The sequence below is a fragment of the Micromonospora sp. NPDC049049 genome (assembly GCF_040649115.1).
Classification (GTDB): Bacteria; Actinomycetota; Actinomycetes; order Mycobacteriales; family Micromonosporaceae; genus Micromonospora.
This window is the reverse complement of record NZ_JBEZEX010000006.1, coordinates 162,828-188,022: the sequence shown is the minus strand read 5'-3', so window position 1 is coordinate 188,022 and position 25,195 is coordinate 162,828. Positions and strand designations below refer to the sequence as shown.

21 protein-coding genes and 1 riboswitch are annotated in these 25,195 nt (G+C 73.9%); of the genes, 15 read left to right on the top strand and 6 right to left on the bottom strand.

The genetic code is table 11. From position 1 onward, the window contains the following. Window positions 1-11 precede the first annotated feature (11 nt). The 3 genes from ileS to AB0B68_RS09420 form a co-directional block, all read right to left on the bottom strand. Window positions 12-3,158: an isoleucine--tRNA ligase gene (gene ileS / locus AB0B68_RS09430; RefSeq protein ID WP_357199206.1), complete on the bottom strand. Its 3,147-nt coding sequence runs from the start codon at window positions 3,156-3,158 to the stop codon at window positions 12-14. Between the two features lie 279 nt (window positions 3,159-3,437). After that, a complete protein-coding gene (locus tag AB0B68_RS09425) occupies window positions 3,438-4,106 on the bottom strand; it encodes a hypothetical protein (protein ID WP_357199204.1) in 669 nt (222 codons plus the stop codon). A 30-nt stretch (window positions 4,107-4,136) separates the two neighbouring features. Continuing rightward, the gene (locus AB0B68_RS09420) at window positions 4,137-4,643 is read right to left on the bottom strand and encodes a hypothetical protein (RefSeq protein ID WP_357199201.1); all 507 of its coding nucleotides are present in this window, start codon (window positions 4,641-4,643) and stop codon (window positions 4,137-4,139) included. Window positions 4,644-4,789: 146 nt separating this feature from the next. Here AB0B68_RS09420 and AB0B68_RS09415 point away from each other — a divergent pair, with 146 nt between their 5' ends. Continuing rightward, window positions 4,790-5,566: a maleylpyruvate isomerase family mycothiol-dependent enzyme gene (locus tag AB0B68_RS09415; protein ID WP_357199198.1), complete on the top strand. Its 777-nt coding sequence runs from the start codon at window positions 4,790-4,792 to the stop codon at window positions 5,564-5,566. Here AB0B68_RS09415 and AB0B68_RS09410 read toward each other — a convergent pair. Both AB0B68_RS09410 and AB0B68_RS09405 read right to left on the bottom strand, forming a co-directional pair. Beyond that, complete coding sequence (locus AB0B68_RS09410; protein ID WP_357199195.1) at window positions 5,563-6,282, bottom strand: hypothetical protein; 720 nt, start codon at window positions 6,280-6,282, stop codon at window positions 5,563-5,565. The two genes, AB0B68_RS09415 and AB0B68_RS09410, sit on opposite strands and share 4 nt — an antisense overlap. Then, a complete protein-coding gene (locus tag AB0B68_RS09405) occupies window positions 6,275-6,856 on the bottom strand; it encodes an RNA polymerase sigma factor (protein WP_357199192.1) in 582 nt (193 codons plus the stop codon). Before AB0B68_RS09405 ends, AB0B68_RS09410 begins: the two co-directional genes overlap by 8 nt. A gap of 120 nt (window positions 6,857-6,976) precedes the next feature. On the opposite strand from AB0B68_RS09405, the gene AB0B68_RS09400 reads away from it, so the two are divergent. Then, window positions 6,977-7,312, top strand: coding sequence for a hypothetical protein (locus tag AB0B68_RS09400; protein ID WP_357227379.1), 336 nt, complete (start codon window positions 6,977-6,979; stop codon window positions 7,310-7,312). A 12-nt stretch (window positions 7,313-7,324) separates the two neighbouring features. Here the strand turns inward: AB0B68_RS09400 and AB0B68_RS09395 are convergent, their stop codons facing one another. Continuing rightward, on the bottom strand, window positions 7,325-8,041 hold the full coding sequence (locus AB0B68_RS09395) for an MBL fold metallo-hydrolase (RefSeq protein ID WP_357203878.1): 717 nt from the start codon (window positions 8,039-8,041) through the stop codon (window positions 7,325-7,327). Window positions 8,042-8,382: 341 nt separating this feature from the next. Beyond that, window positions 8,383-8,512, top strand: a riboswitch (cobalamin riboswitch). Window positions 8,513-8,596: 84 nt separating this feature from the next. On the opposite strand from AB0B68_RS09395, the gene AB0B68_RS09390 reads away from it, so the two are divergent. The 13 genes from AB0B68_RS09390 to cobA all read left to right on the top strand — a co-directional run bounded on the left by AB0B68_RS09390 (window position 8,597) and on the right by cobA (window position 25,193). Then, entirely contained in the window at window positions 8,597-8,755 is a 159-nt protein-coding gene (locus tag AB0B68_RS09390) for a hypothetical protein (RefSeq protein WP_357203876.1), read from the top strand. Between the two features lie 69 nt (window positions 8,756-8,824). Beyond that, window positions 8,825-12,493: a cobaltochelatase subunit CobN gene (gene cobN, locus AB0B68_RS09385; protein ID WP_357258887.1), complete on the top strand. Its 3,669-nt coding sequence runs from the start codon at window positions 8,825-8,827 to the stop codon at window positions 12,491-12,493. A gap of 148 nt (window positions 12,494-12,641) precedes the next feature. After that, window positions 12,642-14,846: a VWA domain-containing protein gene (locus AB0B68_RS09380; RefSeq protein WP_357259004.1), complete on the top strand. Its 2,205-nt coding sequence runs from the start codon at window positions 12,642-12,644 to the stop codon at window positions 14,844-14,846. An 87-nt stretch (window positions 14,847-14,933) separates the two neighbouring features. Beyond that, complete coding sequence (gene cobO, locus AB0B68_RS09375; RefSeq protein ID WP_355007415.1) at window positions 14,934-15,545, top strand: cob(I)yrinic acid a,c-diamide adenosyltransferase; 612 nt, start codon at window positions 14,934-14,936, stop codon at window positions 15,543-15,545. Continuing rightward, window positions 15,539-16,894, top strand: coding sequence for a cobyrinate a,c-diamide synthase (locus tag AB0B68_RS09370; protein WP_357258884.1), 1,356 nt, complete (start codon window positions 15,539-15,541; stop codon window positions 16,892-16,894). The genes cobO and AB0B68_RS09370 overlap by 7 nt, the downstream gene beginning before the upstream one ends. Next, window positions 16,891-17,664, top strand: a complete 774-nt coding sequence (cobI, locus tag AB0B68_RS09365) for a precorrin-2 C(20)-methyltransferase (RefSeq protein ID WP_357258881.1) — start codon at window positions 16,891-16,893, stop codon at window positions 17,662-17,664. Before AB0B68_RS09370 ends, cobI begins: the two co-directional genes overlap by 4 nt. Then, on the top strand, window positions 17,661-18,485 hold the full coding sequence (gene cobM / locus AB0B68_RS09360; protein WP_357258878.1) for a precorrin-4 C(11)-methyltransferase: 825 nt from the start codon (window positions 17,661-17,663) through the stop codon (window positions 18,483-18,485). Before cobI ends, cobM begins: the two co-directional genes overlap by 4 nt. After that, entirely contained in the window at window positions 18,482-19,633 is a 1,152-nt protein-coding gene (locus AB0B68_RS09355; protein WP_357258875.1) for a cobalt-precorrin-5B (C(1))-methyltransferase, read from the top strand. The genes cobM and AB0B68_RS09355 overlap by 4 nt, the downstream gene beginning before the upstream one ends. Further along, window positions 19,630-20,967, top strand: coding sequence for a precorrin-6y C5,15-methyltransferase (decarboxylating) subunit CbiE (gene cbiE / locus AB0B68_RS09350; RefSeq protein ID WP_357258872.1), 1,338 nt, complete (start codon window positions 19,630-19,632; stop codon window positions 20,965-20,967). The genes AB0B68_RS09355 and cbiE overlap by 4 nt, the downstream gene beginning before the upstream one ends. Continuing rightward, window positions 20,964-22,691 (top strand): precorrin-3B C(17)-methyltransferase, encoded by a 1,728-nt coding sequence (cobJ, locus tag AB0B68_RS09345; RefSeq protein ID WP_357258869.1) that lies wholly within the window; start codon window positions 20,964-20,966, stop codon window positions 22,689-22,691. Before cbiE ends, cobJ begins: the two co-directional genes overlap by 4 nt. Then, window positions 22,688-22,903, top strand: a complete 216-nt coding sequence (locus AB0B68_RS09340; protein WP_357258866.1) for a 4Fe-4S binding protein — start codon at window positions 22,688-22,690, stop codon at window positions 22,901-22,903. The genes cobJ and AB0B68_RS09340 overlap by 4 nt, the downstream gene beginning before the upstream one ends. Next, window positions 22,900-23,496, top strand: coding sequence for a precorrin-8X methylmutase (locus AB0B68_RS09335; RefSeq protein WP_357258863.1), 597 nt, complete (start codon window positions 22,900-22,902; stop codon window positions 23,494-23,496). The genes AB0B68_RS09340 and AB0B68_RS09335 overlap by 4 nt, the downstream gene beginning before the upstream one ends. Next, the gene (gene cobA / locus AB0B68_RS09330) at window positions 23,493-25,193 is read left to right on the top strand and encodes a uroporphyrinogen-III C-methyltransferase (protein WP_357203852.1); all 1,701 of its coding nucleotides are present in this window, start codon (window positions 23,493-23,495) and stop codon (window positions 25,191-25,193) included. The genes AB0B68_RS09335 and cobA overlap by 4 nt, the downstream gene beginning before the upstream one ends. The last annotated feature ends 2 nt before the right edge of the window (window positions 25,194-25,195 follow it).

Genomic DNA, 25,195 nt, shown 5'->3' with positions numbered 1-25,195 from the left:
CCCGTCACCGCTCAGGCCCGCACGACGTGCACCACAATCTCCTGACCATCGCCCACAGTGCCGGAGAACCCCTCCGACAACGCGTCCGTGACCGTCAGCTGGAGCGCGAGGGTCTCGTGCGCGATGAGCTTCTGATGCGCGGAGACCGCCGCCGCGACGTCCGCGGGGGCGGCGATCGACACCGTGATCCGGTCGGAGACCTCGAAGTCGGCGTCGCGGCGGGCCTGCTGGATGATGCGGACGACGTCGCGTGCGACGCCCTCGGCCGCCAGTTCGGGGGTGATCTCGGTGTCCAACGCGATCGTCGCGCCACGCTGGGACTCCACGACCCAACCGGTGCGCGGCACCTCCGTGATCAGGATGTCGTCCAGGCCCACCTCGACCTGCGTACCGTCGACCGACAGCGGGTACGACCCGTTCGCCCGGACGCCGTCGACCAGGTCGCGGGGGGCGACGGCGGCAATCGCCGTCGCGACGTGCTGGGTGCGGTTGCCGAACCGGCGGCCCAGGGTCCGGAAGTTCGCTTTGACCCGCACGTCGATGACCCCGCTCTGGGCGTCGAGCGGCTGGAGGACCTTGACGTTCAACTCGTCGCCGATGTCGTCCAGCAACGCCTGCGGGAGAACGGTGCCGGCCGGCAGCCCCACGAGCGCCCGGCTCAACGGCTGACGGATCCGCAGACTGCTCGCCTTACGCGCGGACCGTCCCGCCTCGGCCAACGCCCGCGCCGTGGCCACCTGGGCCGACAACTGCGTACTGATCAGTGTGGTGTCCGGTGTGGGCCAGGTCGCCAGGTGCACCGACTCCGCAGCCGTCGCGGCACCCGGCCGGACGACCTGCTGCCACAACTGCTCCGTGACGAAGGGAACGAAGGGCGCCAGTAGCCGCGTGAGAATGTCGATGCACTCGTACAGGGTGGTGAGGGCGTCGGGGTCGCCCTCCCAGAAACGCTGCCGCGACCGCCGCACGTACCAGTTCGACAGATCGTCGATGAAGTCGGCGAGCAGCCGGCCGGCGCGGGCCGTGTCGTAGTTCTGCATCCGTTCGTCGACGGCGGCCGCGAGGGCGTGGACCTCGCCGACGATCCACCGGTCCAACACCGGCCGCTGGGCGACCGGCTGCGCCAGTTGCGGCGTCCACGTCGAGTTCGCCGCGTAGAGGGAGAAGAACGCAGCGGTGTTCCAGTACGTCATCAACACCTTGCGGACGATCTCGTCGAGCGGGCCGGGGCCGATCCGGCGCGGCGACCACGGTGAGCCGGAGCAGGCCATGAACCAGCGCACCGCGTCGGCGCCGTGCGTGTCCATCAACGGGATCGGCAGCAGGATGTTGCCCAGGTGTTTGCTCATCTTGCGGCCGTCCTCGGCCAGGATGTGCCCGAGGCAGACGACGTTCTCGTACGGGGACCGGTCGAAGACCAGCGTGCCCACCGCCATCAGCGTGTAGAACCACCCCCGCGTCTGGTCGATCGCCTCGCAGATGTACTGGGCCGGGTAGGTGCGCTCGAAGATCTCTTTGCTACCCGGCACGTGGGGGTAGCCCAACGACGCGAACGGCATGGCCCCGGAGTCGTACCAGGCGTCGATCACCTCCGGGACCCGGGTGGCGGTCCGGCCGCAGTCCGGGCAGGCGAAGGTGATCTCATCGACGTACGGGCGGTGCGGATCCAGCTCGGACAGGTCGGCGCCGGCCAGCTCCCCGAGTTCAGTACGGGAACCGACGGCGGTCACGTGGTTGTCCGGGCATCGCCACAGCGGCAGCGGGGTGCCCCAGTACCGGGAACGGGATACCGCCCAGTCGATGTTGTTCTTCAGCCAGTCGCCGTAGCGGCCGTGTTTGATGTGCTCCGGGAACCAGTTGGTGTGCTCATTCTCCCGCGTCAGCTCGTCGCGGACCTCGGTCGTCCGGATGTACCAGGACGGCTGCGCGTAGTACATCAGCGGCGTGTGGCACCGCCAGCAGTGCGGGTAGGGGTGCTCGAACGGTTCGTGCCGGAACAACCGGCCAGACTGCCTGAGACGGTCGATCAGCAACGCGTCGGCGTCCTTGAAGAACACCCCACCGACCAGGTCGATGCCGTCGTTGAACCGCCCGTTCGGGGCGACCGGGTTGACCAGCGGCAACCCGTACGCGCGGCAGACGGCGAGGTCGTCCGCGCCGAATGCCGGCGCCTGGTGCACGAGGCCGGTGCCGTCCTCGGTCGTGACGTACTCCGCGAGGACCACGAGGTGCGCGTCCGGGATGTCCACCAGGTCGAACGGCCGCTCGTACCGCAGTCCTTCAAGGGCCGACCCGGGTACGGTCGCCAGGATCTCCGCCTCGTCGCCGAGGACCCGCCGGGCCAGCGGTTCGGCGACGACGAACGTGCCCTGCGCGGTGCGGGCGAGGGCGTACGTCACAGCGGGGTGTACGGCGACGGCGGTGTTGGACACCAGGGTCCACGGGGTGGTGGTCCAGATCAGCAGGTCGACACCGCTGTGTCCAGCCACGTCCCCGCGCACCGGAAACCGCACGTACACGGAAGGGTCGGTGACGGTCTCGTACCCCTGCGCCACCTCGTGGTCGGACAGGGTCGTGCCGTCGCGGGTGCAGTACGGCGCGACCCGGAAGTCCTCCACCAGCCGGCCGCCGTCGTGGATCTGCTTCAGTGACCACCAGACGCTGTCCACGTACTCCGGGGACATGGTCTGGTACGGATGCTCCAGGTCGATCCAGTAACCCATACGCTCGCTGAGCTGGACGAACTCGTCGACGTGCCGCAGCACCGAGGTGCGGCACAGGGCGTTGAACTCCGCGACGCCCATCCTCTCGATGTCGGCCTTGCCGCTGAGCCCCAGTTCCTTCTCCACCGCGAGCTCGACGGGCAGGCCGTGGCAGTCCCACCCGGCACGGCGCGGCACCGAGAAGCCCCGCATCGTCCGGTACCGGGGAAAGAGGTCCTTGAAGACCCTCGCCTCGATATGGTGGGTGCCCGGCGTGCCGTTGGCGGTCGGCGGGCCCTCGTAGAACACCCACGGCGGGCCGTCGGCCGTCTGCTCCAGACTCCGGTTGAACACGTTGTTGGCCTGCCACCACTCGATGACCGCACGGTCCATCCCACCAAGGTCGATCTTGGTGGGCAGTGGCACGAATGGCGACTTCGACGGACCGTCCGGCACCGACGTTCTCCCTACACTTCACGTCCGCTCGCGGGGGCATCAGCTCACTGCCCACGCGGGGACGAAGCGCCGGGCGTATGGCCAGGACTCCGCGGTACCACCCCGCTTGCGCCTCGACGGTGCAGGCGCCGCTCAATTTCTCGACGTGACGTGCCGCTACGTCCGGTTCTACCGGGGCGGTCGAACTGCCCGTTCTTCCGGAGGCTCCCCGGTGATGGCCGGATCGGTGCCGTTGCCAAGCAGCATAGCTGCCGGTGCGCGGAGCCCGTGGCCGGAGCGCTAGCCGTGCAGCCAGATGCGGAGAGGGCCGGTGGTCGTGAAACCAGCGGAGAGCGCCGGCGTCAGTTCCGGGGTGCTCTCGTAGCCGAACAGCGGCGCGTCGGGCACTGTGGCACACACCGCGCGCCAGATGGCCCGGGAGGTGTCGACGCGGGCGAACAGGTTGGAGACGCCGTACGGGCCGTCGCCGCTGAGCACCGCACCACCGGTGACCACACCCCGGTCGTCGTGGCGGGCGAGCACCCGTACGCGGGGGTCGGCCAGGAGCGCGGGGCGGAACAGATCCCCGCCGTCGTGGGCCGCCGCCCAGGCCGCCAACTCGTCGGGTGTGGTGACCGGGGCCAGCGGTGTGTCGACAGGTGGTGCCGTCGGTGGCCGATGGATCCACTGCGCGTCGAAGAGCACCCGGAACCCGTACCCGGACAGGTCGAGGTCGGCGAAGCTGTCCTTCACCGACGCGCCCGGCCCGGCGTCGATCCGGGACAGCAGGGCCTCGGCGTCGACGCCCGGCCGTAGGGTGACCGCGTCCGGGTACCACCGCGGCGAACGGTAGGGGACCCACCAGGCGTCGGCGTCGGTACGTCCGGCCAACCCCTGGCTGCCGCAGACGATGTCGCACCACTCGGCGTTGTTGCGGGCCGCCGCCGCTACCCGTTCGTCCTCCTGCACGTCAGGCAGCCTAGGCGGCCCGGCGCTGGCTCAGGGGGCGTAGACCAGGTCCATCGTGTCGGCGTGCCCGGACCAGCGCAGGTCGAGGCGCCAGCAGCCAGCCTCGGGCAGGTCGACGATCGACGGACCGGGGCCACCGGGAACCTCCCGGATCACCCGGGTGTCGGTGCCGTCCAGCCTCGCGGTGATCTCCAGGGTCGCCGGCGCGGTCGGGTCGGGGGAGGTCGTCGCGGCGCGTGCCACCCACAGGATCTTGTTGTTCGACCCGTCCGTCCGGACCTGCCGCAGTGGGTGGGCGAACAGCACCGCCACGATGTCGCCCTTCGCGCCGAAGACGTGCGGAGCCCGCGCGTCCCCGCTGAACCCGGCGTCCGCCCAGTCCGGCAGGGACCCCGTCTCGACCCGCGCCGCGCAGGCGGTCGCGGTGCTCGTCGTGGTGGCCGCACCCGCCGTCGGCGCCGCCCCGCTGGTCGTGGTCGTGCACCCCGCCAGCAGAACCACCGAGGATGCCAGCACCAACCTGCCCCAGGAAACCATCTCGCTCCTTCCGGTACGCGTCGACGACTCGCCGCACCCTTCCGACACCGCCCAGGCCCGCCAGGTTCCTGGTGCTCGGCGGGGCCGAACTTCCTGGGCCGACAAATTCACTGTCCGGCGGCGGCGCGCGGTGATAGACATCCGGGGTGCCGAACACTGTGGAGTTCCCCGAGGTCCTGCGGCTGATCGAAGACCGCTCGGCGGCCTTCCGCGCCGCGATCGCGTCCGCGCCCGACCTTGACGTCCAGGTCCCGACCTGCCCTGACTGGACGCTGCGCGAACTGGCGCAGCACCTCGGCGACGGCCGCCGCCGCCAGGCCGCCATCGTCGCGGCGGGCCCCGGCGCCGAGCCCCCGACGAGGACGGACCCGAAGGGCGCCCCGACCGCGCCCCGCAACCGCGAAGCCCTCGACGCCTGGCTCGCCGAGTCGACCGAGCTCATGCTCGACGCGATGCGCGAGGCCGGCCCGGACCGCGGCTGCTGGACCTGGTGGGGCCGCTCGCAGGCCCCGGAGACCAGCGGAGCCGTGGCCCGGCACCAGGTCCAGGAACTGGCCGTCCACACCTACGACGCCCAGCTCACCCAGGGGGCGGCACAGCCGCTGCCGACGGACGTCGCGGTCGAGGGCGTCGACGAGTTCCTGACGACCGTCGCGGCGACGACCGTCCCCTGGCCCTTCGAGCCGGCGACCATCGACCTGCACACGACCGAGGGCCGCTCCTGGCGCCTGACCCTCAACGCCGACGGCGTCCGCTGCGACGACCTCGCCGCCGACGCGGAGCCGGGCGACATGGCGATGCGAGGCGCAGCGAGCGAAATGATCCTCTACTTCTACGATCGCGTCCCGCTCGACGGCCTGGAAACCACGGGCGACACCAAGCCGATGGAGCAGCTCGCGGACTGGGACCCGAACGCGCACTAGCCCACAGAACGCGCGATCTCGATCGCCTCGGCCTTGGTGAGGGCCCCCTCAAGCCGGTAGCTCACGTCGTTGTCCTGCCAGATCAGCGTCGAGGCGGCAAGTCGGGCGGTCTCCCTGCGGATCTCACCCGCCCGGTCCACGTAGGACAACGCGTGTGGGCCGTCGACCCAGACGGCGAAGTCGCCGTTCACCTGGACCCAGTTCGCGCCCGGCGGGGTGATCTCCTTGTGGAAGGCCAGGTCGAGGTGGCCGTCGAACGCGTCGACGCGCAGCGCGCCTCCGTCGTAGAGCAGCGTCGCCACCCGGTACCGGCCCGTGGCGTCCGGGTCGGCGACCAGTACCTGTTCGGGCGGCCCCAGCTTCGCCGGCAGGCGGATCGGAAACCGCACCGCCCGCTGGGCCTCGGCCAGGGCGACGGTCCGCTGGCCGGGCAACGGCGACGCGGTGCCGCCGGGCGGCACCGGGGCGGGTGAGGTGGCGATGCTGACCCCGGCGAAGCGCAGCAGCCCGGTGACGGCGTCGGCGATCGCGGCACGCGTCGGCGGCAACAGCGCCACCAGCAGGGCGACGAACGCCACCGCGGCGAGCGACCGCCACCGGCGCCGCCGGGGCGCGGGCGTGCCCAGTCGTACGCGGACACGGGCGGTCACGTCGGGCGGATCGGGGGTGTCCAGCCAGGCGGACAGGTCGCGCAGTTCCCGTTCGAGGTCACCCATGCCGGACCTCCGCACTGTCGAGCAGGCCGCGCAGCTTCGCCAGCGCCCGGGACGTACGCGACTTCACGGTGCCCCGGGGCCAGCCCAGAGCCGACACCGTCTCCTCCTCGGTGAGGTCGAGGAAGAACCGGCAGACGATGACCTCGCGGTCCCGTGTTGGCAGTTGCCGCAGCGCCTGCACCAGCGACCTCCGGCGCTCCCCGGCGAGGACCGCGGCGACCGCGTCGTCCTCGGCGATCTCCGACCTCGGGTCCGCTGCCGCCGCCCGCAGGACGAGCCCGTCGCGCCGGCCACGGGAGCGGTGCAGGTTGCGGGTTTCGTTCGCGACGATCGCGAGCAGCCACGACCGGAAGGACGCGTCACCCCGGTAACGGGACAGCTTCCGGTACGCCTTCACAAACGCCTCCTGGATGACGTCCTCGGAGTCCGAACCCGCGCCGAGCAGCACCGCTGTCCGGTACGCGGACGCGGTGTGCCGGGTGACCAGGAGGTCGTACGCCTCCGGGTCACCTGCCCGAGCGCGGGTGACGAGCGTCTCGTCGTCCAGGGGAGCCTCCGTTCGGATCACACTCATGACACCGCCCACCCGCCGCGGGTTCCACCCGGCGTGGGTCAGGTTGCTCCCATCCGCTGTGCAGCGTATTGCCAGGATTTGGTGGTGCACTGGGAGAGGTGTCGAGGAGAGGGGCTGGTCATGAGCTGGTTCAGTCGCCGGTCACGGGGTGCCGAGGCGACCCCGACGAAGCTGGACCGGGAGGCGACCCGCGAGGACCTCGCGGCGCTGGAGGCGTTCGTCGCCAGCCGGCGGGGCGTGGAGTTCTACCTGGAGCCGGAGACCACGGCGACGGACACCACGGTGGTGGCGATCGCCCACGACGGTGAGTGGATCCGCCGGCGCACCGGCACGCCCAGGGCGGCCGGGGCGATTGCCCGCAAGCACGCGGTGCCGCTGTACGAGGCCGGGCGCACCGGCTACCCGGAACGGATGCGGACCTGGAGCCGGGCGCACCCGGAACGCCACGCCCGCTGAGGGCCGCCGGGCTCAGGTGTCGTCCACGGCCGTGCGGGCCTGCTCGAACGTCACCGGCTCCGCGTGGCTGGAGACGTACCAGTGGTAGTCACCGTCGAGTAGTCGCCGGATCAGGTCGAGATCGAGGCCATCCTCCGGCTGGCGCAGGTGCGCGGGCGGCGGGTAGAAGCAGTCGCCCAGCAGCATGACGCCCGAGTCCGGCACCAGCACAATTGTCGAGTCCGGCGCGTGCGTGCCTCCGACGTGTCGTAGCTCGACGCCCACTGGCAACTCGTCGACATCGGTGAACGTCCGGGTTGGTGGCAGGATCGCAAAATCCTCCCAGGAGTCCATCGCGCGTGCCCGCCCCCGAAAGCTCGGGCCGAGACGAGGGTCGGCGCGTACCCGCTCGTCCAGATAGTGGTGGCTCCACGGCTGTGCGGCTTCGGCGCGCAGCAGCGGCACAGCCGTCTCATGCCCGACGATCTCCACGCCGGGCCAGGCGCAGGCTCCCCAGACATGGTCCCAGTGGTGGTGGGTGTAGACGAGCCAGCGTGGCTTCGGAAGTCCGGCTGCGGTGAGCGCGGCCTGGATGCCGCGGGCACGCGCGGGGCTCTGCCCGGCGTCGATCATCACACTGCCGCGCTCGTCGGCCACGACGGCGACGCCGGCCTGGACCGCCTCGGGCTCGGAGTCGCCCGGACAGATCCAGACACGACCCGCCAGGTGGTGGAACTGCGGAGCGACCATGGTAATCGATCTCCGAGATTGATCGCGGATCACGGGCGTGGTGTCGCCGATCCTAGGTCAGCGCACCGCAGGGCACCGTCCCGCCGGACGATCGGCGCAGGCCACGACGCCTTAGACCGCCCTTTGCTCTGCTTACCTATGTGCACCGGTGACGCTCCGTGTCTGGTGCAGATAGGTAAGCAGAGCAAAGGGCGGCGCACATTGATCTGTGGCGTCGCGTGGTGCGGAGCCCCGCCTGCATCGATCGCCAAGCTTCGATGGCTGGTGTCCGCCTGGCGGGGCCGGGGCGGCGTTGACCGGCGGCGGAGGGGTGTGGCAGCATTCGCGGCCTGACGGCAGTGAAGGAAGTCGGTGCGAATCCGACGCGGTCCCGCCACTGTCACCGGGGAGCGATCCCCCCTCGTGAGTCACGGCCGTGTGTCTGCGGTTGGAAGGCCGGGGGAGAGCGTCGATCCGGAAGCCAGGATACTTCGGCCGTCGGGATGTACCCCAGGGCGTGGACACCCGAGGAGGACCCGATGACGCACGGCGTCTCTGTCACCGACGATCACCGTCGTGAGCCGAGCGGCGGACGCCCCGCCGCGCCCCGACCCGGCCGCGCCGCCGCGCCGGCATCCGCACGCTCCCGCGCCGTTCACCGCTGAGTTCGACACCGCGCCACCCGTCGCCGCCGGCCCCGCGTCGGTGAGTCGCCCGGGTCGCGGTGCCTGCTGAACCCCGCGCCCATCCTTCGTCGCCCGATCGCCTCGGCGAACGCGCCGACGTCACTTTCCGGAGCCTGCCGTGCGCATCCTGCTGCTGTCCACCGCCGACACCGACCTGCTGGCCGCCCGCGCCAGCGGCGCCGACTACCGGTTGGCCAACCCCGCCCGAGTCGCCGCCGAGGAGGTGCCCGCCCTGCTCGACGGGGTCGCCCTCGTCGTCGTACGCCTGCTCGGCGGTCGGCAGGCCTGGCCGGATGGCCTCGCCGCGGTGCTCGCCACCGGCGTGCCGACTGTCGTGCTCGGCGGTGAGGCGCTGCCCGACGCGGAGCTGATGGCGATCTCCACAGTGCCGTCCGGGGTCGTCACCCAGTCGCTGGCGTACCTCGTGGAGGGCGGCCCAAACAACCTCGGACAGTTGGCCCGGTTCCTCTCCGACACGGTGCTGCTCACCGGCGAGGGGTTCGCCGCACCCGCGCCCACCCCGGCGTACGGCGTGCACGGCGACCACCCCGCCGACCCGGATCGGCCCACAGTGGGAATCGTCTTCTACCGGGCGCACGCCCTCGCCGGCAACACCGGATTCGTCGACGTGCTCGCGGACGCGGTCCGCCAGGCCGGCGGCAACCCGCTGCCGATCTTCTGCGGCTCGCTGCGCGGGTTGACCGCGGGCGCCGGACCACTCGGGCTCTTCGCCCGCTGTGACGCGCTGCTGGTCACTGTGCTCGCGGCCGGCGGCGCGGTCGCCGCCGACGCCTCCGGTGGCGGCGACGAGGACGCCTGGGACGTCGGCGCCCTGGCCGCCCTGGACGTGCCGGTCATCCAGGCGCTCTGCCTCACCAGCACCCGCGCGCAGTGGGCCGACAGCGACGCCGGCCTGTCCCCGTTGGACGCCGCCATGCAGGTGGCCATCCCCGAGTTCGACGGCCGGATCGTCACAGTGCCGTTCTCGTTCAAGCAGATCGACGCGGACGGGCTTTCGGTCTACGCCGCCGATCCCGAGCGGGCCGCCCGGGTCGCCGGGATCGCGGTACGCCACGCCCGGCTGCGGTACGTGCCGCACGCCGACAAGCGGGTCGCCGTGGTGCTCAGCTCGTACCCCACCAAGCACTCCCGGGTCGGCAACGCCGTCGGGTTGGACACCCCGGCGTCGGCGGTCCGGCTGTTCGCCGCCCTGGCCGAGGCCGGCTACGACCTGGGTGACGCGCCGCCGCCCGACGACGGCGACGCGCTGATCCACGCGCTGATCGCCGCCGGTGGTCACGACGTGGAGTGGCTCACCCCGGAGCAGTTGGCAGCGGCCGAGGCACGGATACCGGGGCCGACGTACCAGCGGTGGTTCGACCAGGTTCCGGCCGAGCTGCGCGAGCGGATGCGGGAGCACTGGGGTGAGCCGCCGGGCGAGCTGTACACCGAGGGCGGGGACATCGTGCTCGCCGGGCTGCGCTTCGGCAACGTGGTGCTGCTGATCCAGCCGCCCCGCGGCTTCGGGGAGAACCCGATCGCCATCTACCACGACCCGGACCTGCCGCCGAGTCACCACTACCTGGCCGCGTACCGCTGGCTGACCGCGCCGGTCGCGGACGGCGGCTTCGGCGCGGACGCCGTGGTGCACCTGGGCAAGCACGGCACCCTGGAGTGGCTGCCCGGCAAGGGCCTCGGGCTGGCCGCCGACTGCGCGCCCGACGCGGTTCTCGGCGACCTGCCGCTGGTGTACCCGTTCATCGTCAACGACCCCGGCGAGGGCACCCAGGCCAAGCGGCGGGCGCACGCCGTGGTCGTCGACCACCTGGTCCCGCCGATGGCCCGCGCCGAGACCTACGGCGACCTGGCCAAACTGGAACAACTGCTCGACGAGTACGCGACGGTGCAGGCCCTCGACCCGGCCAAGGTGCCCACCGTACGGGCCCAGATCTGGGACCTGGTGCGCGCCGCCGAGCTGCACCACGACCTGCACGCCGAGGCGATGCCCGACGCGGACGACTTCGACGACTTCGTGCTGCACCTCGACGGGTACCTGTGCGAGGTCAAGGACGTGCAGATCCGCGACGGGCTGCACATCCTCGCCGACGCGCCCACCGGCGAGCCCCGGGTCAACCTGGTCCTCGCGGTGCTGCGCGCCCCGCAGATCTGGGGCGGCGCCCGCGCCCTGCCCGGCCTGCGACAGGCCCTCGCCGTCGCGTACTCCCTCGACGAGCAGGAACTGCTCGCATCGCCGGGACAGCGACTGGCACTGCCCGCGGCGCTGACCGACGTGGTGGACGGCCCGGCCGGCACCGCCGCCGACGCGATCGACCTGATCGAGGCCCTCGCCCGGCGGCTGGTCGTCGGCATGGAGACCCTGGACTGGGCAGTGGACACCATCGACGCCGTGGTGACGGAGGTGACCGGTCGGTCGATGCCGGACGTCGCCGCGGTGCTGCACTTCGCCGCCACCGAGCTGGTGCCCCGACTGGACCGGACCACCGACGAGCTGACCAACACCCTCGGGGCACTGGACGGCAGGTTCGTGCCGCCCGGCCCGTCCGGCTCACCCACCCGGGGCCTGGTCAACGTGCTGCCCACCGGCCGCAACTTCTACTCCGTCGACCCGAAGGCCATCCCCAGCCGCAACGCCTGGGACGTCGGGGTGGCCCTCGCCGACTCACTGCTGGCCCGGCACCTCGCCGACACCGGCGTGTACCCCCGCTCGGTGGGGTTGACCGTCTGGGGCACCAGCGCGATGCGCACCCAGGGCGACGACATCGCCGAGGTGCTCGCGCTGCTGGGCTGCCGGCCGGTCTGGGACGACAGGTCCCGGCGGGTGACCGGCATCGAGGTGGTGCCGACCGCCGAGCTGGGCCGCCCGCGCGTCGACGTCACAGTGCGGATCTCCGGCTTCTTCCGCGACGCGTTCCCGCACGTGGTGGCGCTGCTCGACGACGCCGTCCGGCGGGTCGCGGACCTGGACGAGCCGGACGAGGAGAACTACCTGCGGGCGCACGTGGCCGCCGACCTCGCCGAGCACGGCGACGAGCGGCGGGCCACCGCCCGGATCTTCGGCTCCAAGCCCGGCGCGTACGGCGCTGGTCTGCTGCCCCTGATCGACGCCCGGACCTGGCGCAGCGACGCCGACCTGGCCGAGGTGTACGCGGTGTGGGGCGGCTACGCGTACGGCCGGGGCCTGGACGGGCGGGAGGCGCGCGCCGACATGGAGCGCTCGTTCGCCCGGATCGCGGTGGCGGTGAAGAACCAGGACACCCGTGAGCACGACATCGTCGACTCCGACGACTACTTCCAGTACCACGGCGGCATGGTGGCGATGGTCCGCCACCTCACCGGCACGTCACCACAGGCGTACGTGGGTGACTCGGCGATGCCGCACGACGTGCGCACCCGCACGCTGGGTGAGGAGACCCGGCGGGTGTTCCGGGCCCGGGTGGTCAACCCGAAGTGGATCGCCGCGATGCGCCGGCACGGCTACAAGGGCGCGTTCGAGCTGGCGGCCACAGTGGACTACCTGTTCGGTTACGACGCCACCGCCGGTGTGGTCGACGACTGGATGTACGAGCACCTGGCCGCCGCGTACCTCTTCGACGAGACCACCCGGGAGTTCCTGGAGCAGTCCAACCCGTGGGCGTTGCGCGGCATCACCGAACGCCTGTTGGAGGCCGCCGACCGGGGGCTGTGGGCCAAGCCGGAGCCGGCGACCCTGGACCGGCTGCGCGACACGTACCTGGCCAGTGAGGGCGACCTGGAGGACCGGGTGTGAGCGCGAGGAGTGAGCCGGTTCTGCGAGCCCCGCAGTCGCGAGCGGAGGGAGTGCTGTGAGCGCGAGGAGTGAGCCGGTTCTGCGAGCCCCGCAGTCGCGAACGAAAGAAGGCGCAGTGGCGATTTATCCGTTCAGCGCGGTGCTCGGCATGGCCGACATGCGGCTGGCGTTGCTGCTCAACGCGGTCTCCCCGGCGATCGGCGGGGTGCTGGTCCGGGGTGAGAAGGGGACCGCCAAGTCCACCGCCGTGCGGGCTCTCGCCGCGCTGCTGCCCCCGGTGCGGCGGGTCGCCGGCTGCCGTTTCGGCTGTGACCCGGCCGAGCCCGACCCGGCCTGCCCGGACGGCCCGCATCCGGGCGACGTCGCCGCCGAGACCCGTCCGGCCCGCCTCGTCGAGCTGCCGGTGGGCGCCGCCGAGGACCGGGTGGTCGGTGCGCTGGATCTGGAGAAGGCGATCGGCGAGGGGGTACGCGCCTTCGAGCCGGGCCTGCTCGCCGCCGCGCACCGGGGTGTGCTCTACGTCGACGAGGTCAACCTGCTGCACGACCACCTCGTCGACCTGCTGCTCGACGCGGCGGCGATGGGCCGCAGCCACGTCGAGCGGGAGGGCGTCTCGGTCAGCCACGCGGCCCGGTTCCTGCTGGTCGGCACGATGAACCCGGAGGAGGGGGAGCTGCGCCCGCAGCTGCTCGACCGGTTCGGGCTCACCGTGGAGGTGGGCGCCAGCCGGGACCCGGAGATCCGGGTCGAGGTGGTCCGCCGCCGGCTGGCCGCCGACGCGGACCCGGTCGGCTTCGCCGCCCGTTGGGCCGACGCCGACGCGGAGATCGCCGACCAGGTGGCTGCCGCCCGCCGCCGACTTCCCGGGGTACGACTGCCGGACGCCGCGTTGCGGCAGATCGCCGAGGTGTGCGCGGCGTTCGACGTGGACGGGATGCGGGCCGACATCGTCACCGCCCGTACCGCCCTCGCCCACGCCGCCTGGCACGGCCGGGACCGGGTCACCATCGACGACGTCCGGGTGGCGGCCCGGTTGGCCCTGCCGCACCGCCGCCGCCGCGACCCGTTCGACACCCCGGGGCTGGACGAGAAGCGCCTCGACGAGGCGTTGCAGCGCGCCCAGGACGCACACCCCGACGACCCGGACGACGCCGGCCCCGACGACCGCGGCCCCGACGACCGCGGCCCGGACGACAGTGACCCGGACGGCGGCCCGCAGGGCGGTGGCCCGGCCGGTGGCGGTGGCCCGAACGGGGGCGGACCACATGCCGGCGGACCGCAGGGAGGCGACCGCAGCGGCGACGGCGTCGACCAGGGTGAACCGGGTTCGGCGGAGCACCCGACCGCGCGTGATGGCGCTGGCACCGACGGGCCGGACGGCTGGCCGCAGCGCCAGCCGGGCGACCGGGGCGACGACGACGGCTGGCCGCAGCACCAGCAGGCCGATCGTGGTGACGGCGGCAGGGACTCGCGCCCGCGCGGTGGCGGGCATTCGGCGACCGGTGCCGACGACCCGACCCGCGGCGGGGAGTCCCAGCCGGTGGCCGTACCCCGGGGTGGGTTGAAGGCGCGGGTGCTCACCGCGCCCGGCCTGGGTGACGGGGTGCCCGGCCGACGGTCTCGGGCCCGCACCGGGCGGGGTCGCACCACCGGCGCCCGGGTACCGGCGGGTCGGGTCGGCGCGCTGCACCTGCCGGCCACGATCCGCGCCGCCGCGCCGCACCAGGCGGCCCGGGGTCGGCTCACCGGTCCGCTGCGACTGCGCCGGGACGACCTGCGCGAGGCGGTTCGTGAGGGACGCGAGGGCAACCTGGTGCTGTTCGTGGTGGACGCGAGCGGCTCGATGGGCGCGCGGCAGCGGATGGCCACTGTGAAGGACGCGGTGCTCGCCCTGCTCACCGACGCGTACCAGCGGCGGGACAAGGTCGCGGTGATCGCGTTCCGTCGCGCCGGTGCCCGGACCCTGCTGCCGGCGACCTCGTCGGTGCTGGCCGCCTCGACCCGGCTGGCCGAGCTGCCGACCGGCGGGCGTACGCCGCTGGCCGAGGGGCTGCTCGCCGCCGTGGACCTGTTGCGGGTGGAGCGCCTGCGCGACCCGAAGCGCCGCCCACTGGTCCTCATCGTCACCGACGGAAGGGCCACCGCGGGCACCCGGCCGCTGGACCGCGCGGCAGCGGCGGCAGCGGTCCTGGCCGCCACCGGCGCCCCCTGCGTCGTCGTCGACTGCGAGACGGGCCCGGTCCGTCTGCACCTGGCCACCCGCCTGGCCACCCAGCTCAATGCCCCAAGAACTCCCCTGGAAGCCCTCACCCACCCCCACCCCCGCGATCTTGCACTTCCTGTCGCGGCATAAGGGGCGAAGTGCGCATATGACTAACAGAAACTACAAGATCGCGGAAGAGGCGGGCACGGGAGTGGCCGCGGGACGGGGGACGGGCTGATGCCGCAGGGACAGCCGAGTTCGGTGCCGCAGGACGGGTTGACGACCCGGCAGCGGCGGCACCGGCCACTGCTGATCGTCCACACCGGGCAGATGAAGGGGAAGTCGACGGCGGCCTTCGGCCTGGCGTTGCGGGCCTGGACGGCCGGTCTTCCGGTCGGGGTGTTCCAGTTCGTCAAGAGCGCCAAGTGGCGGGTGGGGGAGGAGAACGCCTTCCGGGCGCTCGGCGAGGTGCACGAGCGCACCGGCCAGGGCGCGCCGGTGGCCTGGCACAAGATGGGCGAGGGCTGGTCCTGGATTCAGCGCGGCGGCGACGCCGACCACGCCGCCGACGCCCTGGAGGGCTGGCGGCAGATCCAGCGTGACCTGGCTGCCGAGCGCTACGGGCTGTACGTGTTGGACGAGTTCACCTACCCGATGAAGTGGGGCTGGGTGGACGTCGACGAGGTTGTCGCCACCCTGGCCGACCGCCCCGGCTTCCAACACGTCGTGATCACCGGCCGGGACGCCGACCCGCGCCTGGTCGCCGCCGCCGACCTGGTCGCCGAGCTGACCAAGGTGAAGCACCCGATGGACGCCGGCCAGAAGGGCCAGAAGGGCATCGAGTGGTGAGCGCGCACTGGTCGCTGCCCCGGGTGGTGGTCGCCGCCCCGGCCAGCGGCCACGGCAAGACCACTGTGGCCACCGGGCTGCTCGCCGCGCTGCGCCGGCGGGGCCTGACGGTCAGCCCGCACAAGGTCGGCCCCGACTACATCGACCCCGGCTACCACGCCCTCGCCGCCGGACGGGCAGGGCGCAACCTCGACCCGTTCCTCGTCGGAGCCGACCGGATCGCCGCCCTGCTGCGACACGGCGCGAGCGTCCCCACGCCCGCCGACATCGCCGTCGTCGAGGGCGTCATGGGCCTGCACGACGGCGCGGTGGACCGCCGCGAATTCGCCTCCACCGCGCACGTCGCCCGGCTGATCGAGGCACCCGTGCTGCTGGTGCTGGACACCACAGCGCAGGGCCGGTCGGCCGCCGCGCTCACCCTCGGCATGGCCGCGTTCGACCCGGCGGTACGGATCGGCGGGGTGATCCTCAACCGGGTCGGCTCACCCCGGCACGAGACGCTGCTGCGCGACGCCCTCGCCGAGGTGGGCGTACCGGTGCTCGGGGCGGTGACCCGCGCCGCCGAGGTGGCCGCGCCGGCCCGGCACCTCGGGTTGGTGCCGGTCGCCGAGCGGGCACCCGAATCCGTCGCGATCGTCACCGCGCTCGCCGAGCTGGTCGAGGCCACTGTTGACCTCGACGCCGTGCTCGACCTGGCCCGGACCGCCCCGCCGCTGACCACCCCGGCCTGGGACCCGGTCGCCGCCGTCGGCGGGCCGGTCGGCCTCGAACGGCCACGGGTCGCGCTCGCCGGTGGCCCGGCCTTCACCTTCTCGTACGCGGAGACCGCCGAACTGCTCACCGCTGCCGGCGCGGACGTCGTCACCGTCGACCCGCTGCGCGACCCGGCCCTGCCCACCGGCACCCGGGCTGTGGTGATCGGCGGGGGCTTCCCCGAGGCGTACGCGCAGGCGCTCGCCGACAACACCGCGCTCCGCGCCGAGCTGGCCGACTTCGACGGGCCGATCGTTGCCGAGTGCGCCGGGCTGCTCTACCTCGGGCGGTCCCTGGACGGCGTACCGATGTGCGGTCGGCTGGACCTGACCGCCCGGATGACCGACCGGCTCACCCTCGGCTACCGGGAGGCCCTCGCCGTCACCGACTCCCCGGTGGCACGCGCCGGCGAGCCGGTACGCGGCCACGAGTTCCACCGCACCACCACCGACCCGGGGTACGGCGACGCGCCGGCGTGGCAGTGGAACGACACCCCGCACGGCTTCGTGGCAGGCCGGGTGCACGCCTCCTACCTGCACACCCACTGGGCCGGTCACCCGGACGCGGCCCGCCGACTGGTCGAGGCGGCCCGATGAGCGCCACGCTCACCGGGGTCGGCGTCGGCCCGGGCGACCCGGAACTGCTCACCGTCAAAGCGGTGCGGCTGCTGCGCGAGGCCGACCTGGTCTTCGTACCCGTGATGGCGGACCGGGTCACGCCCACCGCGACCGCCGACGCGACGCCGCCGGGCGCGGACGCCGGGCGGGCCGAGGCGACGGTGCGGGAGCACGTCGCGACCGACCGGCTGCGCCGGCTGCCGTTCGCGCTCGACGACCGGGGTGGGGTCACCCCGCGTCGGGCGGCGGCCTGGGACGACGCCGCCCGGGTGGTGGTCGAGGCGATCGACGCGGGCGCGCGGTCGCTGGCGTTCGCCACCATCGGCGACCCCAACGTCTACTCCACCTTCGGTTACCTGGCCCAGAGTGTCCGCGCGCTGCGCCCGGCGGTGCGGGTGGCGACAGTGCCCGGCGTCACCGCCATGCAGGAGTTGGCGGCGCGCAGCGGCACCCCGCTGTGTGAGGGACGCGAACCGCTCACCCTGCTGCCGGCCACCGCGGGCCTTGCGCTCTTCGCCGACGCCCTCGCCGGGCCGGGCACCGTGGTGGTCTACAAGGGCTGGCGGCGGCACCCGGAACTGCTCGCCGAGCTGCGCCGGCAGGGTCGCCTCGCCGACGCCGTGCTCGGACGCGGCCTGGGGCTCCCCGGCGAACGCGTCGGCCCGGTCGACGACACCGGGCACGACCTGCCGTACCTGTCGACGCTGCTGGTTCCGGCCCGCCGCGAGCACCGAGGAGGAAAGCTGTGACCAGCGACGGCACCGTGTGGTTCGTCGGAGCCGGCCCGGGGGCGGCGGACCTGCTGACCCTGCGGGCCGCCCGGGTGATCTCCGAGGCGGACATCGTGATCTGGGCGGCCAGCCTGGTGCACGCCGACGTGCTCGACCACGCCCGCCCCGACGCGGAGATCGTCGACTCGTCGCAGCTGCCCATCGAGGGTGTGCTGCCGCTCTACCAGCGGGCCGCCGAGCAGGGGCTGACAGTGGCCCGGATCCACTCCGGAGACCCGGCGCTGTGGGGCGCGGTGCAGGAGCAACTGGACCTGTGCCGGGCGCTCGACCTGGCCGTCGAGATCGTGCCCGGGGTGTCGTCGTTCACCGCCGTCGCGGCGATCATCGGACGGGAGCTGACAGTGCCCGAGGTGGCCCAGTCGGTCATCCTCACCCGCCTCGAAGGCGGCAAGACCCCGATGCCGCCCGGCGAGCGGGTCCGGGACTTCGCCCGGCACGGCACCACGATGGCGCTGTTCCTCTCCGCTGCCCGCTCCGGGCAGGTGCAGGCCGAGCTGCTGGCCGGCGGCTACCCCGACGACACCCCGGCCGTGGTGGCGTACCAGGCGACCTGGCCCGACGAACTGGTGGTGCGCTGCACCGTCGGCACCCTGGAGGCGACGGTCAAGCAGCACAAGCTGTGGAAGCACACCCTCTTCCTGGTCGGCCCGGCCCTCGCCGCCGAGGGCACCCGCTCACACCTCTACCACCCCGGGCACTTCCACACCTTCCGCCGGGCCGAGCCGGCCGCCCGCGCCGAGCTGCGCCGCGCCCGCGCCGGAGAAACAGAAACCCCATGACGTACGCCGAGCCGCCGTTGCGCGAGCCGGACCTGCCGCGTACCGCGAAGGTCCGGCCAACAGCGCTGCGCACCGGCTGGACCACCGGCGCGTGCGCGACGGCGGCGGCGAAGGCCGCTGTCACCGCGCTGGTCACCGGCAGCACCCAGCAGGAGGTGGAGATCGGGCTGCCCGCCGGTCAGCGGGTGCGGTTCCCGGTCGAGCGCTGCGAGGTGACCGGCACCCCACCGGTCCGGGCCGAGGCGGTGGTGGTCAAGGACGCCGGGGACGACCCGGACGTCACCCACGGCGCCGAGCTGACCGCCACGGTGAACTGGACCGACGTGCCCGGCCTGCGGCTGGCCGGCGGTGCCGGTGTCGGCACGGTCACCAAACCCGGCCTCGGGCTCGCGGTCGGCGGCCCGGCGATCAACGACACCCCCCGCCGGATGATCGGCGACGCCGTGGCCGAGGTGGTCGACCTCAGCGAGGTCGGAGTCCGGGTGGTGATCAGCGTGCCCCGGGGCGAGATCATGGCCCGCAAGACCACCAACCGTCGCCTCGGCATCCTCGGTGGCATCTCGATCCTCGGCACCACCGGGATCGTCCGCCCCTTCTCCACCGCGTCGTGGCGGGCCAGCGTCGTGCAGGCCGTGCACGTGATGGCCGCCCAGGGCGAGCCGACAGTGGTGCTCTGCACCGGTGGGCGTACCGAGCGGGCCGCCCGTACGCTCCTGCCCGACCTGCCCGAGGTCTGCTTCGTCGAGGTCGGCGACTTCACCGGGGCCGCGGTGACCGCCGCGGTGGGTGACGCCATGACCGGTGTGGTCTTCGTCGGCATGGCCGGCAAGCTCGCCAAACTGGCGGCCGGCATCCTGATGACCCACTACACCCGCTCCAAGGTGGACCTCTCCCTGCTCGGCGCGGTGACCGCCGAGGCCGGCGGCGATTCGTCGCTCGTCGCCGCCGTGACCGAGGCGAACACCGGGCGACACGCGTACGAGCTGTGGGAGGCCGCCGGGCTGCTCGCCCCGGCCGGCGACCTGCTCTGCCAGCGGGTTCAGGCGGTGTTGCGGCGCTTCGCCGGGCCCACGGTGACAGTGGACGTGGCGATGGTCGACTTCGCCGGCGCGCACGTCGTCGCCTCGTCCGGCCGGTGGCCCCGATGACGCGGACGGCCTCGGCGACCCCACCGGCCCCGGTGACCGCCGTGTCAGTGGTCGGCCTGGACGCGGCGGGCGCACCCCCGCACCCCGCGCTCGCACCGGTGCTGGCCACCGCAGGCCTGGTGGTCGGGGCTGCCCGGCACCTGGCCGCGGTGCCCGTACCGGCCGGCGCGGACACCATCGCCCTCGGGCCGCTCGCCCCCGCCCTGCGCCGCCTCGCCGAGGCCGTCGACGCCGGGGTGCCGGCCGTGGTGCTGGCCAGCGGCGATCCCGGCCTGTTCGGCATCGTCCGGCGGCTGCGCGCGGCCGGGCTGCCGCTGCGGGTGGTGCCGGCGGTGTCCAGTGTGGCCGCCGCGTTCGCCCGCGCCGGGCTGCCCTGGGACGGCGCCGCCGTGGTCACCGCGCACGGCCGCGATCCGCGCCCGGCGTTGAACGCCTGCCGGGCGCTGCCACTGGTCGCGGTGCTCACCGCGCCCGGCGCCGGCGCGGCCGAGCTGGGCGCCGGCCTGGTCGGCTGGTCCCGCCGCCTGTTGGTCGCCGAGCACCTGGGCACCGCCGCCGAACGGATCCGCGCGGTGACCCCCGAGCAGGCAGCCGCCGAGACCTGGGCCGACCCGCACGTCCTGCTCAGCCTCGCCGACGCCGCGCCGGCCAGGTCCGCGCCCGCCGACGCCGCGCCCGCCGGGTCCACGTCAACCCACGCCGCGCCCGCCTGGTCCGCGGACGCCCCGCCCTACTGGGGTACGGCCGGCATGCGCGCCGACAACCAGCCCGCCGCCGCGCCGGCCGGTGGTTGGGCGCTGCCCGAGGACCGGTACGCCCACCGCGACTCCATGATCACGAAGTCGGAGGTGCGCGCCCTCGTCGTCGCCCGGCTGCGCCCCCGACTGGGCCGGCTGATCTGGGACATCGGGGCGGGCAGCGGCTCGGTCGGCATCGAGTGCGCGTTGCTCGGCGCGGCAGTGCTCGCCGTCGAACAGGACGCCGACGCCGGTGCCACCATCCGGGCCAACGCCGCGGCGCACGCCGTGCACGTCCGACTGATCAGCGGACGTGCGCCGGCGGCGCTGGCCGGCCTCCCCGAGCCCGACGCGGTCTTCGTCGGCGGTGGCGGTGTCGACGTCCTCACCGCCGTGGTGGCCCGCCAACCCGAACGGGTGGTGCTCACCCTGGCCGCACTGGACCGGGTCGCACCGTCCGTGGGTCTGCTGCGCGCCGCCGGCTACACGGTCGAGGGCAGCCAGCTCTCCGCCGCCCGCCTCGCCGACCTGCCCGGCGGGTCGATCCGCCTCGCGGCCACCAACCCGGTGGTCGTCCTCACCGGGGAGCGCCAGTGACCGAACAGAACCCGCCCGCCCGGATCGGCCTGGTGGCGGCCACCGCAGCCGGCCGCCGGCACGCCGACACAGTGACCGCCGCCTGGCCGCACGCCCGGCTGGTCGAGGGGGAGACAGTCGCCGACGCGCTGCGGACCGCCTGGGCCGGATGTGACGCGGTCATCGCGTTCCTGGCCACCGGGGCGGTGGTACGGATCGTCGCGCCGCTGCTCGACGACAAGCGCACCGACCCGGCGATGGTGGTCGTCGACGAGGCCGCCCGGCACGCGGTGGCGCTGCTCGGTGGGCACGCCGGCGGGGCCAACGCCCTCGCCGAGCAGGTCGCCGCCCTGCTGGACGCCCGACCGGTGATCACCACCGCCACCGACGCGGTCGACCTGCCGGGGCTGGACACCCTCGGCTGGCCCGTGCAGGGCGCTGTCGCCGCGGTGTCCCGGGCCATCCTGGACGGCGAGCCGGTCCGGCTGATCGCCGACGCCGACTGGCCGCTACCCGCCCTGCCCCCGAACGTGCGCGCGGCTGACGAGGACCCGACGGACGACGGGTACCGGCTGCTGGTCACCGACCGGGTCGTGTCGCTCGACGAGCGAACCGCCGTGCTGCGGCCGCCGTCGCTGGTCGCCGGCGTGGGCGCGAGTCGGGGCGTACCCGCCGCCGAGGTGGCGGAGCTGCTGCACCGGGTGCTGGCCGAGGCCGGCCTCGACCCGACGAGCCTGCGCTGCCTGGCCACCGCCGACATCAAGGCCGACGAGGCGGGCATCCGCAGCACCGTCGACGCGCTCGGCGTACCCCTGGTGACCTGGCCGGCGACGCGGCTGGCGGCGGTCGACGTGCCGCACCCCAGCGAGGTGGTCCGGGCCGCGGTCGGCACGCCGAGCGTGGCGGAGGCCGCGGCCCTGCTCGGCCCGGACGGCCGGGCCGACGACGCGACGCTGCTGGTGGGGAAGACCGCGACGGCGATGGCCACCGTCGCGGTGGCCCGGCACGCGCCACGCGGCCGGCTGGCCGTGGTCGGCCTCGGGCCGGGCGCCGCCGACCTGCGCACGCCCCGCGCGGTCGCCGAGCTCCGTCGCGCCGCCGTGGTGGTCGGCCTCGACCAGTACCTGGAGCAGGTCCGCGACGTGCTCCGCCCCGGCACCCGGGTGCTCTCCAGTGGGCTGGGCGCGGAGGAGGCGCGGGCGCGCGCCGCCGTCACCGAGGCCGCCGCCGGCCGGGCGGTCGCGCTGATCGGCTCCGGCGACGCCGGGGTGTACGCGATGGCCAGCCCCGCCCTGGAGTACGCCGACGAGCGGATCGAGGTGGTGGGCGTCCCCGGGGTCACCGCCGCCCTCGCCGCCGGGGCGCTGCTCGGCGCGCCGCTGGGCCACGACCACGCCTACGTGAGCCTGTCCGATCTGCACACCCCGTGGGACGTCATCGAGCGGCGGGTCACCGCCGCCGCCGAGGGCGACTTCGTGACGCTCTTCTACAACCCGCGCAGCCGGGCCCGCGACTGGCAGCTCGGCAAGGCGCTCGGCATCCTCGCCGCGCACCGGTCACCGGACACCCCGGTGGGTGTGGTGCGCAACGCCAGCCGCCCCGGCGAACAGGTGCACCTCGCCACAGTGGCCACACTCGACCCGGCGATCGTCGACATGTACAGCGTCGTGGTCGTGGGCAGCAGCGACACGCGGCTGGTCGCCGGCCGGATGGTCACACCCCGGGGGTACCGGTGGCGTTCGTGACGATCGACGCCTGCCAGGGCTGCGGCGCGTGCCTGCTCACCTGCCCCACCCACGCGATCCGACCGGTCGCCGGTGGCCTCACGGTCCGCGACGACCGGTGTACCGGCTGCCTGGAGTGCCTGGAGATCTGCCCCGTCGACGCGATCCGCGTCGTCGCTGACCCTGACGCGATCCGCGTCGTCGAGCCCGACCCCTGTGAAGGAGCCCGATGAGCCGGGTCGTGCACCCCATCGAGGCCGAGTCGTACCGCATCCTGCGCGAGCGCGTCGACCTGTCGCACCTGCCGCCGCTGACCCGCGCGGTGACCGAGCGGGTGGTGCACGCGAGCGCCGACCTCGCCTACGTCGACGAACTGGTCTGCGACGAGGCCGCCCTGGAAGCGGGGCTGACGGCGCTGCGCGCCGGGGCGCCCGTGGTCACCGACGTGGCGATGGTCGCCGCCGGCATCACTCAGGCCGGCCTGGAACTGGTCTGCCCGGTCGCCGAGCCGGCCGCCACCGCGCTGGGCCGCTCGGCCGGGATCACCCGCTCGGCGGCGGCCGTTCGGATCGCCCTGGAGCGGGTCGGGCCCGGGGCGGTCTGGGTGGTCGGCTGCGCGCCCACGGCGCTTGTCGAACTGCTCACAGTGGACGCCGCACCGGCGCTTGTGGTGGGCCTGCCGGTCGGCTTCGTGGGTGCCGCCGAATCGAAGGCGGCGCTGCGGGCCAGCGGCCTGCCCGCCGTGTCCAACGTGGGGGAGAAGGGTGGCTCGGCGGTCGCCGCCGCCGCCCTCAACGCCCTGCTCTACGTCGAGGAGAAGTCATGACCGGGTTGGTCATCGTCGGGCACGGTACGCGCAGCGCGGCCGGGGTCGAACAGTTCGCCGCTCTCGTCGAGCGGGTCCGCGCTCGCGGTGACATCGGCGACGTCGAGGGCGGCTTCATCGAGCTGTCCCGTCCCCCGCTGACCGACGCGGTCGGCGCTCTCGTCGCCCGGGAGCACCGGGCGCTGGTGGCGCTGCCGCTGGTGCTCACCGGCGCCGGTCACGGCAAGGGCGACATCCCCGCCGCGATGGCTCGGGAGCAGCAGCGCCACCCCGGGCTGAGCTACCGCTACGGCCGCCCGCTCGGCCCTCACCCGCTGCTGCACGAAGCCCTCGAACAGCGCATCGACGCCGCCCTGTCCGGCGCCGACCGGCCCGATACGGTGCTGTCCGGTGCCGACCTGGCCGGCACGGGGCCGGCTGGTGCCGACCGGGCCGACACGTGGGTGGCGTTGATCGGGCGGGGGTCCACCGACCCGGACGCCAACGCCGAGGTCGCCAAGGTCGCCCGGCTGCTCTGGGAGGGACGCGGCTACGCGGGCGTGGAGCCGGGGTTCATCTCCCTGGCGCAGCCGTCGGTGCCGGCCGTGCTGGAGCGCCTGCGCCGCCTCGGCGCGCGGCGGATCGTGGTGGCGCCGTACTTCCTGTTCGCCGGGGTGCTGCCGGACCGGATCCTCGCCCAGTCGGCGGAGTTCGCCGCCGCCCACCCCGACCTGGACGTCCGCGTCGCCGAGGTGATCGGCGACTGTGACGCCCTCGCCGACCTCGTCCTGGAGCGGTACGCCGAGGCGCTGGGCGGGGACATCAGGATGAACTGCGACACCTGCGCGTACCGGGTGTTGATGCCCGGCTTCGCCGACAAGGTGGGCCGCCCGCAACGCCCGCACGACCACCCCGACGACCCGGTCGGCCACCACCATCACCATCACGGGCACGACCACCACGACCACGCACACCACGACCACGGCTCGGTCGCCGTGGTCGGCGGCGGGCCGGGGCCCGACGACCTGATCACGGTACGGGCGAAGGCGCTGCTCGACGCCGCTGACGTCGTCGTGGTCGACCGGCTCGCGCCGCAAGGGCTGCTCGCCGGGCTGCGCCCCGACGTGCTGGTCGTCGACGCCGCGAAGGTGCCCCGTGGCCCGTCGATGGCCCAGGAGGCGATCAACGAAGCACTGGTGTCGCACGCCCGCGCCGGCCGCCGGGTGGTCCGGCTCAAGGGCGGTGACCCGTACGTCTTCGGGCGCGGCCACGAGGAGGTGCAGGCCTGCGTGGCCGCCGGCGTGCCGGTGACTGTGGTGCCCGGGGTGAGCAGCGCGCTCGCCGCACCGGCCCTCGCCGGCGTGCCGGTGACGCACCGGGGCGTGGCGCACGACGTCACGGTCGTGTCCGGGCACCTGCCACCCGGGCACCCCGACTCGCTCGTCGACTGGGCGGCGCTGGCCCGGGCCCGGGGCACCGTCGTGCTGCTGATGGCCGTCGACACCATCGCCAAGATCGCGACCGTGCTGATCGAGCACGGTCGTGCCCCGGAGAGCCCGGTGCTGGCCGTGCAGGACGCCGGGCTGCCCGACCAACGATCGGTGCCCGCCCGGTTGGACGAGATCGGCGCTGTCGCCGCCCGGGAGGGCGTCGGCCCACCCGCCGTCTTCGTCCTCGGCCCGGTGGTAGCTCTCACCACCACCGGGCCGACGGGGTGACC